Below are 20,341 nucleotides of genomic sequence, written 5' to 3' on the forward strand. Positions count from 1 at the left end.
AGCCAGCAGGCGTTGAGCAAAAAGCTTCTTAGAGACTCATAGTTCGCAGCCCTCAAGCTCGCCCGTGTTCTTTTGCAGCAATTTGCTAAAGAAAGTCCTTACCTTGGTGCCGCCCGGTTAGTCTTGGTGTTCATCTCAACGGTAACGAAATGTACCTCAGTGCATTTCAGTGCATCGGTTCACCCATGCGCGGGCGCTTCGAATCCCTTCGCTCGCTCCATTTTCTCCCGCAAATCCGTTTCTTTCTGGAAATCTTCACCAAGCGTTCGTCGTTTTGGGTCGCGCTTTTCCAGCATATGACCGTCGCTGAAGCCTGAAGGCGCCCGCGCTGTTCATTGGCCGGCCCGGCCGCCACTCGCGCGATGTCCCCGGTGGAACGGATTCAGGGAGCCGGCAGCAATTTCTTTTTCCGTTTTCGGGAGGTAAATGCGCACTGAGGGAATGAAGTCCAAGCCCGTCTCTAAGCATCTCGCCGTCGCCTGCCTCATTGGGGTGCGGTAGCGGGCTGGGGGGTGACGACTTCAACCCAGACAACAAATGAACAGCCCGTCCCAACAAATCCCCTCCCAAGGTGATTCCTCCGCCCGCGTCCGCCGGCCTTACCTGTGGACGCTGACCGCTCATCACACCAGCGGTTTTGGTGCGGCCGGTCATTGGGCCGCCGGGGTGGCACCCGCCAGCGGGAACGACTGTGCAAGTTCAGCCTGAAACCCCTCAACCAAGCCCCTCATCTCGTATGAACAAGAAATACTGCCTGATTGCCGCAGTGACACTGGTCGCGGCGTTGAACAGCCGCGCGACCGACAGCAGTTGGAATGCGGACGCTGCCGGGAACTGGAGCGATGCGACCAAGTGGACGGCTGGCGTCCCTAACGCCGCCGGGGATACGGCCAATCTCACCTTCGACCTCACGGCTGCCCGCACGGTGACGAATGATGCGACTTCGCGCAGCGTGGGCACGTTGAACATTGGCGATCCGACTCCCGGTTACTTCGTCTACACGGTGGCGGCGAGTGGGGGGGCGAGTTTGATATTCAACAACAACGGCAACGGTGCGTTGCTGGCCAAACCGACGGCTGCCAATACCGTTTTGGACGTGATTTCCGCGCCGATCACGCTGGCGGACGATCTGACCATTGATACCGCCGTGACAGGCACGGACAACAGCGGCAATTCCTTGCGAATCGCCGGAACGATCAGCGAAAGCGGGTCGCGCACGCTCACCAAGAATGGGGTCGGGGGTGTTTATATTAACAACAGTGGAAACACCTACAGCGGTGGCACGATCCTGAATGCGGGCGAGATTCAGTTCTCCACCAGCTTCGCGTTTGGTTCAGGGCCGTTGATCATCAACGGCGGGTCGCTGGCCGCGCGCATCGCCAGCCGGACGCTCACCAATGCGTTGACGGTCGGCGGCGATTTTACGTTCAACAGCGCCAACGCCGGCGGCAACGCCCTCACCTTGACGGGAGACGTTAACCTCGGTTCAGCAACCCGGACGATCACGGTCGCCAGCACGGCGAATCCCAGCGCCTTCATGTCGGGGGTTATTTCCGGCAATCCCGGCGTCGGTCTCATCAAAGCTGGTCCCTCCACCTTCAATATTTCCGGCTCGAACACCTTCAGCGGCGACACCCGCATCGCGGCCGGCAGCCTGCAACTGAGCCTGACCCCGGGAGGGCCGTCGGGCACCAGTCTGGCGTTGCAGAACAGCACCGTGGACTTGAATGTGGCCGATGCGGGCGCTTTGAGTTTTCGCGGCAGCGTCGGAACCGTGGCGGCGGTCCTGGGAGGCCTGAAAGGCTCGCGCAATCAGAGCTTGCTCAACACTTCGAGTGTGGGCGTGGCCCTGACCGTCGGCAACAATGGCCAAAGCACAACTTACTCCGGCGTATTGAGCGGTGCTGGCGGCAGCCTGACCAAGATCGGCGCCGGGACATTGATTCTTTCGGGCGCCAACACCTACGACGGCGCCACCACCATCAGTGGTGGTTCGTTGCAGTTGGGCGACGGCGGGGCCACGGGTTCGCTTTATGGCCTGGGCTACATTCAGGATGACGGCAACCTGACGATCAACCGGAATAATGAGACGGTGCAGGGCGTGGACTTCGGCGGCGGTTATATCACGGGCATTGGCTCGTTCACCCAGGCCGGCACCGGCACGACCACTTTTACACAGGGGAACAGCTACAGCGGCACCACAACCGTCAGCGCCGGCAAATTGGTCGTGGATTCACAGCAGGCCAGCGCGGGCGCCGCGAGTGTTGCCGACGGCGCCAGCCTTGGCGTTAACGTGACCAGTTGGGCACAATGGCAGCCGGCCACAATGACCTTGGGGACGAGCGCCGGCTGCACCTTGGAATTCAACAACGTGGCCAACGCGGGCACGACCACGGCCCCGCTCAACCCCGGTTCGGTGACCCGGAATGGAACCGTGACGGTCCACGTCAAAAGCATCAGCGGGGCCATTGCCGTTGGGGGCACCGGTTACCCGCTCCTGGGCAACATGGCCGGCTCGACGGCCGGTTACACGTTGGGCATCCAGCCGCCGGGGGTGAGCGGTCATCTCGCGGTTTCGGGAACCACCCTGACCTTCGTGGTGGACACCGTTTCGGATATTTGGAATGCCGCCGCCCCTGGAGGAAACTGGGATGTCCTCAGCACTGCCAATTGGGCGGGCAACGCCGCCAATAATTCGCCAGTGAACACCTACAAAGATGGCGATAGTGTTCTGTTCAATGACACCGTTGCTGGTCCACAGGCCGTCACGGTGACGGCGGCGGTGTCGCCGGGCCAGGTGAACGTGGACAACACGGCCACGGAATACGCCATTGCCTCCAGCGGCGCGAACGTCATCGGCGGAACCACCGGCCTGGCCAAATCGGGCAGTGGCACCCTCACGCTTTCCGGCCCGAACACTTACAGCGGCGGCACCACCTTGAGTGCCGGCCAGTTGAACATCAACGACGGCGGCACGAGCAGTGCCAATTCGGCGATTGGCACCGGCCCGTTGACCATCAACGGCGGTTCCTTGGGGAACACGGGGCCGGGCGATGTCACCTTGCTCCCCAATAATCCGCAAAACTGGAACGGCGACTTCGGTTACGCTGGCGCAGGTTACAACCTGAATCTCGGCACGGGGGCCGTAACGCCCAATGCCAGCCGGCAGATTAACGTCAGCGCCAACACGCTCAGCGTGGGTGGCGCAATTGGCGGCGGAACGATTTCGCTGACCAAGACGGGGGACGGTGCCCTGACGCTTTCCGGCGCGAACACCTTCGGCGGCGGGATGACCCTCTCGGCCGGCCAGTTGAACCTGGGTAATGGCTCCGCGGTCGGCACGGGCACGTTTACGATCACCGGTGGCACGCTTGACAACACGAGCGGCGGCGATTTGACGCTGCTCCCGAACAATGCGCAGGTCTGGGGTGGCAACTTTTCCTACGCCGGCACGGCGAACAGCCTCAACCTCGGCACCGGACCTGTGACCCTGACGGGCACCCGCACGGTGAACGTGGATGCCAACACGCTGACCATCGGCGGATCCATCAGCGGCGCGTTTGGCCTGACCAAAACGGGTGCGGGCACGCTGGTGCTTTTGAATGCCAATACCTACGGGAACAACGGCGCTTCCGACACCGCTGTCAACGGGGGCACCGTGGTCATCGGCCGCGACCAGGCATTTGGCAGCAGCCGGTTGAACCTGGCCGATGGCGTCACGCTTCAATCGTCCGACAGCACCGCGCGGGTCATTACCAACAATCTCAACTTTGGCAGTGGTGCCGGCGGAAACAACATCTTCGCAGGAACGGGAAATTTGAAATTCACAGGTTCCGCTGCCAACAGCTCGTCGAAGATTCTGACGGTGAACAATCCGGTGACGGAGTTCAGCGGCGTGTTGGGCGGAGCCATGGCCCGCACCGTGGCCGGCACGGGCAAGCTCATCCTGAGCGGTGCGAACACCTACAGTCAGGGCACTACCATCAGCCCGGGTGCGACATTGCAACTGGGCAACGGCGGCGGCACGGGTTCACTCTCCACCAGCGGGGCCATCGTCAACGACGGCACCCTGATCTTCAACCGCACCAATGCGCTCGTGCAAGGCACTCATTTCAACGGCGGTCCCATCACCGGGGCTGGTTCCGTGGTGCAGGATGGCGCCGGCACCACCACACTGACGGCGGCGAACACCTACACCGGTGGCACCACTGTTAACAACGGCGAGTTGTTCATCACCCCGGCCTATCAGGCGGGAGGAGACGTTGCCGTCGCCAATAACGCCAGTTTTGGTGTCTCGGCCAGTTCGGTGAGCAACAGCGCCACGATTGGCAGCCTTACCTTGGGCGCCGGTGGCGCGACGACGCTGGACTTCTCCTACACCTTCGTCGGGAATCCGACCAACGCCGCCCTTCAGGCGGGCGTGGTCACCATCAACGGCACCAGCGTCATCCGCATCGGCGGCAGTTTTGCGGTGGGCACCTTCCCGGTCCTCAAATACGGCAGCCTTTCGGGCGCGTTCGCCAGCACGGTTGAAGGTCCGCGTGGCGTAACGGCAACGCTTTCCAACGACGTGGTGAACAAGGTGCTCTATGTGATGGTTTCCTCCGTGGGTGAGGGCATCGTCTGGACGGGAACCAACAGCATTTCTCCGAACCTCTGGGATCTGAACACAACCACCAATTGGCTGATTGGCGGCTTGCCGACCGTGTATCTGGAGACGGTGCCGCCGGGCGACGCGGTTACTTTCAATGATTCGGGCAGCGGCTCGGTGCTGGTGAGCAACACCGTCAGCCCGGCCAGCGTCACCATCAACAACACGGCGGTCAACTACACCTTCCAGGGCAACGGACAGATCAATTCCGCGTCCGGGCTGACGAAAGTCGGCGCCGGCACGGTGACGATGAACGTGCCTGGCACCTACCTGGGCAGCACGGTGCTCTCGAACGGCACCTTCAGCCTTGGGGCCAACCAGTCACTGGCCAATCTTACCGGCAACAGTGCGGTGACCGCCTCAACGGGCTCGCCGATGCTCACGGTCAATAACAGTTCAAACACCACGTTCGCCGGCAACATCACGGGCATTGGCACCCTGACCAAGACCGGCAACGGTGTGCTCACGCTGCCGGGCAGCAACAGCGTCTCCGTGAACGTCTTTGTGCGCGCCGGTGCGCTGACGCTCGATTCGGGCGCGCTCACGGCGGGCAGCTACGTGAGCGTCGCCCAAGGCGGCACTGAAAACGGCACGCTGACGTTGAAAGGCACGGCGAACTTTACGGGCAACAACGACCTCAACGTGGGCGACGTGGGTTCGTCCGTGGGCACCTTGTATGTTCAAGATTCGGCCAGCCTCATGGTCAACTCGCTCTTCATCGGTTCGGCCAACGCGGCGAGTTCCACCGCCACCGGCACGGTCTATCAAACCGGCGGCACCGTGACCCAACTGGCCACCGGTGCGGGCACGTTCTGCATCGGCGGCCGGGTCGAAGCCACCTCCGTCGGCGGCGTGGGCGTTTACAACCTCTCCGGCGGCACCTTGACCGCCGGTGGCGGCATCCGCGTGGGCTCGGCCGGACCGGGCACGTTCAATCAGTCCGGCGGCCTCGTCAACGCCAACGGGGACGTGAACATCATGCGCTTCGCCGGGGCCAGCGGCACTTACAACTTGGAAGGTGGGGTCTTGCGCGCGGCTCGCGTCACTTCGTCCATCGCGGCCAACGCCACGTTTAACTTCAATGGTGGCGTGCTGGTCCCGAGTGGCGACAATTTCGGATTTTTGACCAACCTGACTCTGGTCAATGTCCGCAACGGTGGCGCGATCGTGGACACCACCAACTTCAACGTCACCATTGCCTCAAGTTTGCAGCACAGCACGATCGAAGGCGACAATCCCACCGACGGCGGCTTGATCAAGCGCGGCAACGGCTCGTTGACCCTGGCCGACAATATGTATTCATCCTACACGGGTCCGACGGTGGTCAGCGCCGGCACTTTGAATGTTGGCCCCAATTCGGCTTACACGCTGAACACCCTGACGGTCAGTAATGCCGTGCTCGGCTTGATGGTGAATGGCGGCTCGGGATCGGTCAGCGCGGCGACCCTGAACCTGGCCGGCACATCGGCGATGAATCTGAACTACGACCAGCTGTCCGGCACACCCGCCGTGGCGCTCAACATCGCCGGTGGTGTCAACGTCTCGGGCACCACCACAATCAACGTGCTGGGTTACGGTTTTTCCGCGGGTCAGTTCCCGCTGGTGGATTATACCGGCACGCCATTGGCGAACCTGAGCAACTTCCAGTTGGGCGCACTGCCTTACGGTGTCACGGCCACGTTGTCGAACAACACGGCCAACACATCCATCGATCTGGTGGTGACGGCGGTGGGCTCGTTGAACTGGGTTCCGCTCGTGGCCAATGATGGGTTCGGAGCCTCCAGCTTCAACACAGGCAACAGCTGGCAGGACTTCACGCCGCCCTCAAACATCAACGGGTATTCCACGCGCTCGTTCTTGCTGCGTTCCCCGGCGGACACCAGTGCTTACACCTTCGGTGGAAGCATTCTGGCGGTTGATCTGGGAGGACAACTTCTGTTCAAGGGGACCGGCGGGCAGATCATCACCGTTGACAATCTGCTGATGAATGGCGGGTTGGTGCTTTACGGGGTTTCGACGTCCGACAATCTCACGGAAACCTTGGCAGGTTCGGTCACACTCCAAACCGGCTTAACCAGCACCATGGCTGCCAACGGCAGCTCGGGGGCGGCGGAAACCTTGAATGTGACCGCCCTCATCGCCGGCGGTGGCAATCTCCAGATCAACGGCGTCAGCGGCAATGTGGGCACCATTGTGCTGGCCGCGAACAATACCTACACCGGCGCCACGACCGTGGCGGCGGGGACGCTCGTGGTCAACGGAGCGAACGGCAATTCGCCGGTCACCGTTTACCCCGGTGGCACTCTTAGTGGCGTCGGTTCCATCAATGGTCCGGTTAACGTGCAAGCCGGAGGCAATCTGATTCCTGGCACGCCTGCTCGTGGGGCGCTGACGGCCGCCATCGGCACGCTGACGGCGGGCAACACCACGATTGGCGGCACGGCGATCATGAGGGTTGATCGAACGGCGGTGCCGGCCAGCGACAAACTGGCGGCGCCCAGCGTGGTGGTCGGTCCGGGGGCGACGTTGACCGTGAACAACCTTGGATCAACCGGGTTTGTCGCGGGCGACACCTTCACGCTGTTCAGCACGCCGATCAGCGGCGCATTCGGGACGGTGAATCTGCCGGCATTGCCGAGTCCCGATTTGTATTGGACGAACAAGCTGGCCGTGGATGGGACCATCGCCGTGGTCAGCAGCACCACGGTCAATCCCAACCCGACGAACCTTTCGGTTTCGGTGGGGGGCGGCAACATGATCTTGTCCTGGCCGGAGGATCACACGGGCTGGACGCTGCAGGTGCAGACCAACTCCCGCGCGGTCGGCCTGAGCACCAACTGGGTGGATGTGCCCGGCTCCGCAACGACGAACTCCGTCACGACACCTGTGGGCACAGCCAACGGTGCGGTATTCTATCGCCTGAAGCTCTGACGGTTGGTCAGAGCGGGAGAAACTGGAAAGCATTATCATGCGCAACAAGCGAGCGTTCACACTCATTGAGTTGCTGGTGGTGATCGCCATCATCGCCATCCTTGCGGCCATGTTGTTGCCCGCGTTGGCGACAGCGAAGGAAAAGGGCAAACGCGCCGGCTGCTTGAACAATCTGCGCCAGATCGGCATCGGCATGAACCTGTATGCGCTGGACTTCGAAGACCGCGTCCTGAGTGCGCGCGACGATGGCGCTAGCGCCGCCCGGGTCCAGAACTGCCTCAATCCACCGGAAGCCTCAGCCGCGGCGCTGGTCGGCTTGGTTGTGCAAACCAATTCGGTTTCAATCTGGACCTGTCCGGGCCGGCCTGGCTTGCCGGTTCGGGAAAGCTCCCCCAACCAATGGGTGATCGGCTTCCAGTTTTTCGGCGGATTTACCAGTTGGAACAACCCGGCGGGCAAGTTCACGGCGCGCAGCCCGGTCAAGCTGTCGCAGGCCAAACCAACCTGGGTGATGGCCGCCGACGCCGTGATGAAGGTTGGGAGTCCGCTGGTCTGGGGCGGCACGGAACCGGGCCGGGAGTTTGTTTATGCCAACATGCCGCCGCACCGCATCGGTTCGTCGCGGGCACCGGCGGGCGGCAACCAGTTGTATGTGGATGGTTCAGCCGAATGGGTGAAGTTCGAGCGCATGTATTTTCTGACCTGTTGGAGAACCAGCGACCGCGCGGCATTCATGTATCAAAATCCCGACGATTTTGATCCGGCCCTGCGCGCTGCGCTTCCGGCGCTTGAAGCAAAGCGCTGGCGCTGACACGCCGGCATCTCGAAGCCGCGGCAGCCAACCTCATGGAGAGCTGATTGAAATCAGGGTTTCTGCGTTCATCAAGCGGGCCGGTCGGCGGGGCGCGTGGTGTTGGTTGTGCCTGGCGCGGTCTCAGCGATGCATGTGTCTCCCCATTGCGCGGCGCGGCGAAACAACATCACGCCCACGTGCTTCACCACGCCTTGACGTTGGAAAGCGCGATGCGTCCCGCAGCCTCTGACCCATCATAAAGGCAGACGTCCATGTCAGGTAAAACTCAATTGCAAACAGCCGGGAATTGGCGTGCGGGATTATCGAGAATGACAGCGAGATTGCTGCTCGCGGCCGGCCTGGTGCTCGCGGCCGGCGTCGCCGGGTCACACGGAGCGGATGTTTCGTTGAGCGCCTCCGATGCCCAGGGAACCTCCAGTTTCAATGCGGCGGGAAACTGGGACAACGGCAGGGCGCCGAACGGCACCAATACTTACGTCACGGCCGCCTTCACGCTGCGCTCGCCGGCGAACACGGTGTCCTACACGTTTGCGGGCAGCTCGCTGCGCATTGATGCGGGGGGGCGTTTCCTGATGAAGGGACCGGGCGGCCAGACCGTAACGATCAGCAATCTCATCCTGAATGGCGGTCTGGCGGACTTCGCGAACGCGGGAAATGATTACTACCTCGAGATGCTGGCCGGAGGTGTCATGCTCCAAGCCGGGACACTGAGCTACATGGGGGCGCTGTCAGGTTCGCCCGACTTCGAGACGCTGTGGGTCACCGCACCCATTACCGGCAGTGGATCGCTTCAACTGGGTGGCCCCAACGTGAACGCGGGTGCGGACAACGGTGTGGTCATCTTCGCCGGCACCAATTCCTACACCGGCACCACCACCGTGGCTGGCGGAACCTTGCTGATCAATGCTCCGAACGGTCCCGGCAACCTCATCGTCACCAACGGCGGCACGCTTGGCGGGACCGGCAGCTGCGGCGGGACGCTCTCGGTGCTGGCGGGTGGAAAAATTGCGCCAGGCATTCCCGCGCGCGGGCCTTTGACGGCTTCACTCGCCACGTTCACTGCGTCCAATGCCGCGATGATTGCCGGCAACGTGATGATGCGAATTGACCGGTCCGGCGCACCAACCAACGACCGGCTGGCCGCGCCAAGCATCACAGTCAACCCGGGCGCGACCCTCACCGTGACGAATGTCGGCCCGACCAACTTGTTCGCGGGTGACACGTTCGCACTCTTTAGCGCTCCGATCACCGGGGCGTTCAGCACCTTGAATCTTCCAACCTTGCCGAGCCCGGCGATGATCTGGACCAACAAACTCGCATTGAATGGGACCATTGCGATTGTTGCCACCAATCTGGTTGCCGTGGGTGCGGCCCGCCCGCCCGTCGTTGCGGCCAGCCAGCCAGCCTTGCTGACGGTCGCCATGACTCCCGCTGCGAATCCGCCCAGCACCGGCATCACGGTCACGGCCAATCTGACTCCGGTTGGGGGCTCCGCCGTGCAGACCTTTTACGATGACGGCACGCACGGCGACATCACCGCTGGTGACAGTGTTTTCTCATTCAACGTCGCTGTGCCATCCAACACTTCTCCGGGCAGCCTGCTTTTGACTGCCGGCGTCAGTGACGCTCAAGGCCGCTCGGCGTCGCTCAAAATTGCGCTGACGGTTGTTGCCTCCGGCGCGCCGTTCTGGGCGTCGTCGTTCCTGCCCCTTTCGGACACCAACGGCGTCGGGTCGCTGCCGCTTGTGGCAGGAGGCCAGAGCGCGCCGATTTATTACAGCGCCAACGACGCAACGGTGGTTGGGATCGCGGCAAGCGCATTGCGCGATGACGTGCAGCGGGTGACCGGGGTGACCCCGCCCCTTTCCACGAACACGCCTGCAGCGACGACCAATGCAGTCTTCGTCGGGACCATCGGCCAGAGCGCGTTGATTGATGGGCTGATCGCCGCCGGGAAGATCAACGTCAGCTCGATTCAAGGACAATGGGAATCCTACCTTGCCACGGTCGTCACGAATCCCGTTGCCGGGGTGAGTCGGGCGTTGGTGATCGCCGGCAGCGACCGGCGCGGGACGGCGTTTGGTGTCTTTGGACTTTCGGAAGCGATCGGCGTTTCGCCGTGGTATTGGTTCGGTGACGTCCCTGTGATGCCGCGGGCGGCGCTTTACGTCGGCGCCGGCACTTACACCGAGCCGTCGCCCGGCGTAAAGTATCGCGGCATCTTCCTGAATGACGAGGATTGGGGGCTGAATCCCTGGGCGGAACAGGTGTTTGATCCGTCGGGTCAGATCGGTCCGACCGCCTACGCGCGGATTTTCGAGCTGCTGCTGCGACTGCGCGCCAACTACATCTGGCCCGCGATGCACAATGTCACGAAGGCGTTCTACACGGTCCCCGGCAACCAGGACATGGCGGAGAACTACGCCATCGTCGTCGGCACGTCGCACCACGAGCCGATGCTGCGCAACACGTCGGAATACAACCCCACGACGCTTGGCGCCTACAACTATTGGACCAACCGCGCGAACATTTACAGCTTCTGGGAGCAGCGGGTCATCGAGACCGCGACCAACGAGACCATCTACACCGTCGGAATGCGGGGGCTGGGCGACGACGCCATGATCACGCCGCCCGGCCTGACGACGCAGCAGAAGGCTGACGAGTTGGAGAACTTCATCATCCCCGACCAGCGCCAGATGATCAGCGACCACGTCAACCCCAACCCGGCGCTCGTTCCTCAGGTGTTCGTCCCCTACAAGGAGGCGCTCGTGCTTTACCAGACGGGAATGCAAGTGCCCGACGACATCACGCTGTGCTGGCCCGACGACAATCACGGTTACATTCGCCAGCTTTCCAGCGCGGCGGAACGCGCCCGCAGCGGTGGCTCGGGCGTTTATTATCACCTCTCGTATTGGGGGCCGCCGAAGAGTTACCTCTGGCTGCTCACCACGCCACCCGCGATGACGTGCGAGGAGATGATGAAGGCGTGGGATTACCAGGCGCGCCGGCTCTGGATTGCCAACGTCGGTGACTTGAAGCCGGGCGAAATCGGCATGGAATTCTTCCTTCGTCTCGCTTGGAACCCGGAGGCGTTTCGCAATTTCGACCAGCACGCCTATCTCGCCCAATGGGCCGCGCGGAATTTCGGCGCAACGAACGCCGAAGCCATCGCAACTTTGCTGGAGGAATACTATCGGCTGAACATCAGCGCGCGCCCGGAACAGCTCAATTTCACGACGAGCGGCTTCAGTCTGATCAGCAACGGCGACGAGGCGCAGCTGCGGCTGGATCAATTCGCCGCGCTCACTGCGTCGGCCAATGCGCTCTACGCGCAACTGCCGGCGAATCAGAAAGCCACGTTCTACGAGATGATTCTGTATCCGATCCGCGGGGCGGATTTGCAAAATCAGAAAGTCCTGCTCGCGGAACGCGGCCGCTTGTGGGCCGCGCAGGGCCGTGCCGCCACGACGAATCTCGCCCTTGCCGCGCAAGCCGCGCAGAACGCCATTTTCACGGAGACGGCGTTTTACAACCAAACCAACGCGGGTGGAAAATGGAATCGCACGATGACTGTCACCACCACCGGTGAAGCAAAGGCGCCTTACATCATGCCCACGCTTGGCAGCCATGCCGCACCCGCCGCTGCGGGTTTGGGCGTGGCTGTGGAAGGCTCCGCCAATGTGTTGGGAACCAATACGGGCGTGCTGCCGACATTCAATCTGTCGGCCGGCAAGTCGTATTTCATTGATGTCTTCAACACCGGCACGAGCGCGATGTCGTGGACGGCGCAAAGCAGCGCGCCGTGGATCACGCTTACGCAGACCAACGGCAGCACCGACGCGCGGATTTGGGTCGGCATTGATTGGGCGGGTGCGCCCCGCGGTTATGCCGTTCCTGGCACGGTCACCATCCGGGGTGCCGGCGTCACCAACACGGTAAATGTGAAGGCCTTTTACCCGCTCTCCCTCAATCTTGCGGCGCTCCCGCCGGCGGTGGAGAACAATGGCGTCGTCACGATTGAAGCGGAGAATTATACATCGCGGCAGGACAGCACCAACGGCGTCGGCTGGCGGAAGCTGACCCGCGCCTGTGCGTCTCGTGACGGCATGACGATCTTGCCGGTCACGACGGCGGCAATTGATCCGGGAGCGATCACGAGCAATACGCCCTCGCTCACTTACCAGTTTCACACCTTTGGCGCGGGCGCGGCCGTGGTGCAGGTGGGGTGCCTGCCCACGCACAAGATCACTTCCGACCATGTTGGCTGTCGTTATGCCGTTTCATTGAACGGCGACACGCCACAAATCATCGACATCAACGCCGATGAAAACTCCTCGGCATGGAGCGCCAACGTGTTGCGGGCCATGGCCAATGGGCGGTCCAGCCATACGATCGCCAACCCCGGCCTGCAAACCCTGAAGGTCTGGATGGTGGACCCTGGCGTGGTGCTCGACAAGGTGACCGTCACCATCAACAGCGGCGTGTTCGAAGCTGAGCATCTGGACTTCGTCACATCGGGGCCTTACCACGCGTTTTCGGAATCAGGGCTCAGCGGGGACGGGGCCGTGTCCCTGGATGCAACCGGCATCGGGCAATACATCACGTTCACATTGCCCCACCTCGACGCTGGCATCTATGACCTGACGGTGCACGTCAAGGCGTGGAATAACCGCGGCATCGCGCAAATGGCGATGGGCAATTCAGTCAACGGACCATTCGTCAACCTGGGAGGTCCGCTGGACTTCTACACAGCCTCCGTTGCCTACACGAACCTCGTGACACTGCGGTTCACCAACGCAACGGCAGGTCCGAAATATCTCAAATTCACGGTCACGGGCAAAAACGCATCCTCCAGCAGTTATCAGGTCGTTCTGGATAACTTCACGTTTGTCCCGGTTACTACCAGCGCGGTGGCCCCTTCGCTCGGCAACTGGCGGATGGCCTTTTTTGGCACGACCAACAATGCCGGCGACGCGGCCGATGCCGCCGATCCCGATCACGACGGGATTCCCAACCTGCTCGAATACGCGATGGGCAGTTACCCCACCGTGAGCAACGGCACGTGGCTGGCGGCGGCCATTACGAACAACCATCTTGCGGTCACGTTTAACCGGGCCAGGGACCAAACTGACGTCTCTCTGCGCGTCAAGGCGGCCAGCAGCTTGGTGGAACTGATCTCGGGCGGGACGGAGATCTGGTCCAGCGCCGTTGCCCCTGATCCGGGAGGTTTGGCGCCGGCCGCACCGGTTACGGTCATTGACCCGGAGGAGATGACCAACACGGCACGCTTTCTCCGGTTAAGCGTGGCGCATCCGTAGCCGAACGAACGGCTTCATCTCACAATGACCCTGCGATCTGAACTCCAGATTTGTCTCACTGAACCCATGTCGTCGCATCCCAAATCAGGCCACCGGAAATCATCCATGTATCACAGCTCATGAAAATCACAGTCATGTCCAAGTTGCTCCTGTTTTCAGCGATCATCCCTGCACTCGCGGCGGATCCCGCGCCACCCAACACGCTCACCGACGCGGAAATGACCGCCGGCTGGCGTTTGCTTTGGGACGGCAAGACCACGGATGGGTGGCGCAGTTCAAAGACGGATGCGTTTCCCCGGAAGGGCTGGACCATCAAGGATGGCGTGCTGACGGTGCATGACAACAAGGGGGCGGAATCTGCCGGTGGTGGCGACATCATCACCCGGGAGCGGTTTTCGGAATTTGAATTGATGGTGGATTTCAAGCTTACGCCCGGCGCGAACAGTGGCATCAAGTATTTCGTCCAACCGAACCTGACGCCGATTGACAAACAGACCGGCCGGCCGACCGGCGTCGGATCAGCCATCGGGCTCGAGTTTCAGATCCTCGACGATGAACGGCATCCCGACGCCAAGCTGGGGCGCGATGGCAACCGCACGGTTTCATCCCTCTACGACTTGATCCCGGCGTCGCCAGCGAAGCAGCCCAATCTGATTGGCGAGTGGAACACCGCGCGCATTGTGGTCCGTGGCAAACATGTCGAGCACTGGCTCAATGGGCGGAAAGTGGTTGAGTATGAGCGCGGCTCGGCGGTGTTTCGGGCGCTCGTGGCGCAGAGCAAATTCAAGAACATTGCCAACTTTGGCGAATGGGCTGACGGTCACATCCTGCTGCAGGAGCACGGCAACACGGTTTCGTTCCGCAACATCAAGATCCGCACGCCCGCCGGCAAGTAATCCATCCGTCCTATGAATTTTAAAATGAAATCAAGTTCACGCACCGGCCAATTGGGCCGGCCAATGGGGCGGCGTTCATTTATCAAGGGTGTTCTGGCCGCCGGGACCATTTCCGTCATTGCTCCGCCGACCGTGTTCGCCGCGGACGCCCCTGCCCGCCGCCGCCCGGGCGGGAAGGTGAAGCTTGCCTGCATCGGCATCGGCAATCGCGGCGCGGACGTGGTGAAGGCGCTTCACGCCACCGGGCTCGCGGAAGTCGTGGCGTTGTGCGATACGGACATGGGGGCAAGGCACACCGGGCCGGTCTTGAAGATGTTCCCCGGCGTGCCGCGCTTTCAGGATTTCCGGAAGCTGTTCGACCAGATGGGCAAGGAGATTGACGCCGTCAGCGTTGCGACGCCCGATTTCTCGCACTTCCCCATCACGATGCTCGCAATGTCGCTCGGCAAGCATGTCTATGTGGAGAAACCGATGGCGCACAGCTTCCGGCAGATTGAACTCATGATGGCGGCGGAAAAGAAATACCAGGTCGCCTGCCAGATGGGCAACCAGGGCCACTCCGAGGCAAACTACTTCCAGTTCAAGGCCTGGACCGAGGCGGGCATCATCAAGAACGTGACGAAAATCACCGCGTTCATGAACAACTCGCGCCGCTGGCACGACACCCCGAAATTCGCCTACAGCAAACTTGCCGGCTATCTCCCCGCAGAACCCATCCCCGGCACGCTCGACTGGGACTGCTGGCTCGCCACCGCCAGGCACCACGCCTACAACTCGGGCTACATCAACGGCGAATGGCGCTCGTGGTTCGACTTCGGCAACGGCGCGCTCGGCGACTGGGGGGCGCACATCTTCGACACCGCGCACGAGTTCCTCGACCTCGGGCTGCCGACCGAAGTGGATGCGGAATTGGAGGGCCATAACCCGTTCATTTTCCCGCAGGCCTCGACGCTGACGTTCAAATTCCCGGCGCGCGGCAACAAGCCCGCGCTGGAACTCACGTGGTATGACGGCCAGAACAACCTGCCGCCGCTGCCCGAGAACATGGGCGAATCCGTGACGGACTCCGACATTCCGCCCCCGTCGCGCGGCGCCGCCGAGCCGGATAACAAGAAGCGCCCACCGGGAAAGGTCATTTACGGCGAAGGGTTGACGTTCAAAGGCGGCTCGCACGGCAGCACCCTCAAGATCATTCCGGAGAGCAAGGCCAGGGACATGGGGTCCAAGCTGCCCCAGGTGCCGAGGAGCCCGTCGAATCACTTTGCCAACTTCCTGAAGGCGGCGAAGGGGGAAGAGAAGACCCGCTCAAACTTCGCCGTGGCCGGTCCATTGTGTCAGACCATGGCCATCGGCATCATCGCGCAACGTGTGAACGCCAGGCTTGAGTTCGATCGTGCCACGAAGCAGATCACGAATCACAAGGTCGCGAATGAACTCTTAAACGGCGTTCCTCCGCGCAAGGATTGGGAACAGTATTACAAATTGTAACCTGAACCGGCTCGTCCGGGATGGATTTGTTGGGACCGGGTTGGCGGGATTCGTTCGGACTGCCCGACGGGGCGCATTCCTGTCTTGGACGACCTGCGAATCCCAAGATTGCAACAAAGCATTGGTCCCCTGAGGCGGCGCCGCTGGGCAGGTGACGGTATCGCGAAGCGCGGCGAGATCCGCACTCCAACCGGAGCTTCAGTATCGGGAATGGCCCTTTCCGTTTTGGGCTGACAAATACGCACTATAAAACGAAGCCGCACGATGCGCGGAGGTGCGTCGGGTGGGTCAGCTTGTCGCTGGGTCGGTGGCCCTGCGCTTGGCGGGGCCGGGACGCTCTGCGTGTTGAATTATGGCGTAGGGACTTACAGTGATTTTGGGTTGGTTGGTTGGTTGGGTTCGCGGGGACCGCTTGGGGGCGGTCCCCGCTTTTTCATTCTGTCGGAGCAGAATTCCGTTTTCCGGTTTGGAAACGTCTTCGCGCATTGCTTGTTGAAAGCCCTGTTTTAGGACGGCCGGATCCCTCTCGCCGCAACACCGAGAATGTCTATGACGAATCATGATCGAAACGAGTGTTTGCTGGTGGTGCAAGTGATGGGGTGTTTGCTCCCGGTCCAGTTGCCGGGCCAGGCCGCCGTCGTCAATCCACTTGCTCCGCCAGACCTGTCCGCCCTGCTCCTGCTGGATGGCAATCACTTCGGACTCCACGTCACCAACGTTCCTCCCGAGTTTCTGCTCCACTGGATGGACCCCAGCGGCTCCGTTGGCAGCAACTGCTTTCACCGCCTTCCCCTGAGTCCTCAATGGGCGGCGGGCGCCGTTGCCGAACCTGACCGTATGACAAGCCTGTATTCAGCATTCTGGCGGTGGATCCCGGCGCCGTCCTGGACCGCAACACCCGGACTGGCCTCCACGCTCCTGCTCCTGGCAACCCTTTCGGTTGCATCGGCGGCCAATGTATCGCTCAGGACAAGTGATGCCGCCGGGACTTCGAGCTTTACCGGTTCGACCAACTGGAATCCCACCGGGGTGCCATCGGGCGGGAACAGCTATTTCACCGGCGCGCAGGTGATTCGCTCGGTAAACAACACGACCACGGGAACGACCAACATCTTTGGCGGGGATTTCCTTTCGATTGATTCCGGCGGCCGCTTTCTTGGCAAGGTCGGCAACAACGCTGCCGGCAACACGACGGTGGCCTACAACTTCGCCAACTATGTTCTGAACGGCGGACTCATGGATCAGGCGGGCGCCTCCAGTGACGCTTCCGTCTGCGTCATCGGGGGAACGGTCACCGTCACCGCGGCCTCCTTTCTCGGCGCGCTCGGCGCCGGTAGCAGTGACAGCGCGAACTTCGAAACGCTGCACATCATCGCGCCCATCAGCGGCAGTGCCGCCTTGCAGGTGTCCGGCGGCGCGAATGTGAATGGCGGTGGCGATACGGGCGTGGTCAGATTAAGCGCTGCCAATCCCTACAGCGGCACCATCACGGTGACCAACGCGAACAACAACATTGTTGCCAGCGCCGTCCATCGCGTCCTGCAACTGAACCATCTCCATGCGCTCAGTAATGCGACCTTGAATCTGGTCGCCACCGCGATCAATCCCGTGTCCTTTGCAGCGGCGGTGAATACCGCGGCGTTCAATGTTGGTGGTTTGACCGGCAACTCTGCCCAGGCGCTTTCCGATACCGTCGGCAACGCCGTTGCCCTGAATGTGGGCGGGAACAACATCAGCAGCACCTTTGACGGTTTACTGGCCGGCGGCGGCAGTCTGGTCAAGACGGGCACGGGCACCCTGACATTGTCCGGAGGCAACACCTTCTCGGGCGTCACCACCATCAACGACGGAGTGCTGGCGCTGAGCGGCAGTGGCAGTCTGGCCAGCTCAATCAGCCTCGTCGGCAGCACCGCGGCACTGGACGTGAGTGGATTGAACATTTCGTCATTCACCGTGGCGACCGGCAAGGTGTTGAGCGGTATTGGCAGGGTCAATGGCGGCATCGCCATGAGTCCGGCTTCGGCCATCGCTCCCGGCAATGATGGGATCGGGACTTTGACCTTCCTGGCCGACCTCACCTTGAACAATGGCTCATTCAATCGGTTCGAGTTGAGCACGTCGGCGGCCGGCGCGAATGATCGCGTGCCGGTGGGCGGGGTGCTGAACTGCAACAACAGCATTGTTTACGTCAACGCCACCGGAGGCGCGGCCAATCTGGATGCCTCCGACTATGTGCTGTTTCAAGCCACGAATGGAATCGTGGGCGCCTGTGCTCCAACGCCGGTGTTTCTCGGGACCGCGCCGGCCAATGCGGCGAACTATACCGTCGTGACCAGCGGCAACACAGTGGTGCTGCGTTACAATGTTCATGTTCCGCCAAGCTCCGTCACGACCGCTGCGCCGACGTCGTTGGCGCCGGGCCAGAAGACCTTCGTCAGTGTGACCACCATGAACGGGGATGGCGCCGTCACCGGCGTCACGCTGGACGCCAGCGCGATTGGCGGCGGTTCGTCGGTGCCGATGGTGTTGAATCAAACCACCGTGAACGTATGGACGAATACGGTGATGGTCAGCCCGGGCACCAGCCCCGGCAGCAAGCTGTTGACGGCCACGGTGACGGACACCAATGGCCTGTCCAGTTCCTCGAGTGTTTCGCTGACGGTGACGAACGTGGCCCCTGCCATCCGAAACCCGATTCTCCCGAGTCACCATGCCGACCCGTTTATCGGTTATTTTGCTGGGAAGTATTGGGTTTACCCTACCACGGAAGACACCAAATCATTTCGCGCTTTCTCGTCCACCAACCTGGTTGACTGGGTGGATCAAGGACAGGTCTTTAACCTGTCGCAGAGCAGTTGGGCCACCAACGGTTATGGCTGGGCGCCGTGCGTGGTTTACTTCAACGACAGCTATTATTTCTACTACGCCATGGGCGGAGCCGCGGGGTGGCAGGACAGCAAGATCGGTGTGGCGGTCGGCAGTTCTCCCGCCGGACCCTTCACGGACATCGGTTCGCCCTTGGTGCTCAGCCAGACTGCTTCTCCGCGGATTGAGGCCATTGATCCCATGGTCTTCATTGATACCGATGGAAAGGCCTACCTGTATTACGGCGGCAGCGCGGGAGCCAACTTGGGGATTCGCCAGTTGGATACGAACACGATGACCTCCTTCATCGGCCCGCTGAACGTGGTGACGCCGTCGGGCTTCACGGAAGCTCCGTTCATGAGCAAACGCAGCGGCACTTACTACCTCTCCTACTCCAACGGAAGCTGGAAAACCAATACCTACAATGTCCGGTATGCCACATCGAGTTCACCCATCGGCCCGTGGACTTATCGAGGACAGATTCTCACTTCCGACAGCTTGCACAAAGGCCCTGGCAGTCATGCGTTCCTCCAGGTGCCAAACAACGACACGTGGTATATCTGCTATCATTATTGGGACAGCGTTTATTCAACGCGGCATACCGCGCTTGATTCCCTCAGCTACAATCCGGATGGAACCATCAAGCCCGTGACGATGACCGGCGGTGGCACGGTGGCCCGCTGGGAAGCGTTCAGTGCGCCCGGATACTACATCGTTCATACGAACGGCGTCGGCACGCTGGTCAACAGCGACTGGCGCGATGAAACGTCGCAATATCTCATGGTTCCCGGTCTTGCCAGCAAGGCCCTGAACACCGTTTCATTTGAACTGGTTGACAAGTCCGATCGGTATTTGCGGCAGAACAGCAGCGGGCAAATGGTGATGGACCTCTATACCGTCGGGGGCACGTTCAACGAGGATGCGACGTTTTGCATCCGACCCGGCCTGGCCAACAGCGCCGACGTGTCGTTTGAATCATATCGATTCCCCGGCCGGTATATCCGACGGTCTGGATCCCTGGTTTACTGCCAGTCGGGCAGCGGCCCGGCGTTTAACAGTGATGCCACGTGGAAAGGTTGGACGGCCAGCTCGCTGGCAAATCTCCGAATCGGCCCGACCAATTCGGACCGGCTGGTCGTGACCTGGGACGTGACCTGGAATGGGGTTGGAACACTTCTGGAAGCCGCGAAGCCCAACGGGCCCTGGGTGACCAACAACTCTGCGGTTTCACCGTTCGTGGTGAACCCAAGCGGCAGCGCGCGCTTCTACCGGGTTGATCCATGATGTTCTCCAGCGCTGCCGTTAAGCCCGTTCAATTGAGATGAACATGAAGCGGGGAACTTCGGTTCAGGCGGGTTGATGTTGGCTTTCATGCTGT

The 20,341-nt window shown here is 61.5% G+C and carries 6 protein-coding genes; all 6 read left to right on the forward strand.

Going from position 1 to position 20,341, the window contains the following annotated elements:
• Positions 1–736: 736 nt before the first annotated feature.
• Positions 737–7,582: an autotransporter-associated beta strand repeat-containing protein gene (locus VFV96_03980; GenBank protein HEU5069556.1), complete on the forward strand. Its 6,846-nt coding sequence runs from the start codon at positions 737–739 to the stop codon at positions 7,580–7,582.
• Between the two features lie 37 nt (positions 7,583–7,619).
• Positions 7,620–8,393, forward strand: coding sequence for a prepilin-type N-terminal cleavage/methylation domain-containing protein (locus VFV96_03985; GenBank protein ID HEU5069557.1), 774 nt, complete (start codon positions 7,620–7,622; stop codon positions 8,391–8,393).
• A 311-nt stretch (positions 8,394–8,704) separates the two neighbouring features.
• Positions 8,705–13,714, forward strand: a complete 5,010-nt coding sequence (locus VFV96_03990) for a glycosyl hydrolase 115 family protein (GenBank protein HEU5069558.1) — start codon at positions 8,705–8,707, stop codon at positions 13,712–13,714.
• 134 nt (positions 13,715–13,848) lie between these two features.
• A complete protein-coding gene (locus tag VFV96_03995; protein HEU5069559.1) occupies positions 13,849–14,610 on the forward strand; it encodes a DUF1080 domain-containing protein in 762 nt (253 codons plus the stop codon).
• Between the two features lie 24 nt (positions 14,611–14,634).
• Positions 14,635–16,098: a Gfo/Idh/MocA family oxidoreductase gene (locus VFV96_04000; GenBank protein HEU5069560.1), complete on the forward strand. Its 1,464-nt coding sequence runs from the start codon at positions 14,635–14,637 to the stop codon at positions 16,096–16,098.
• A 549-nt stretch (positions 16,099–16,647) separates the two neighbouring features.
• Positions 16,648–20,247 (forward strand): family 43 glycosylhydrolase, encoded by a 3,600-nt coding sequence (locus VFV96_04005; protein HEU5069561.1) that lies wholly within the window; start codon positions 16,648–16,650, stop codon positions 20,245–20,247.
• Positions 20,248–20,341: the final 94 nt, after the last annotated feature.

This window comes from Verrucomicrobiia bacterium (assembly GCA_035765895.1).
GTDB lineage: Bacteria > Verrucomicrobiota > Verrucomicrobiia > Limisphaerales > DSYF01 > DSYF01.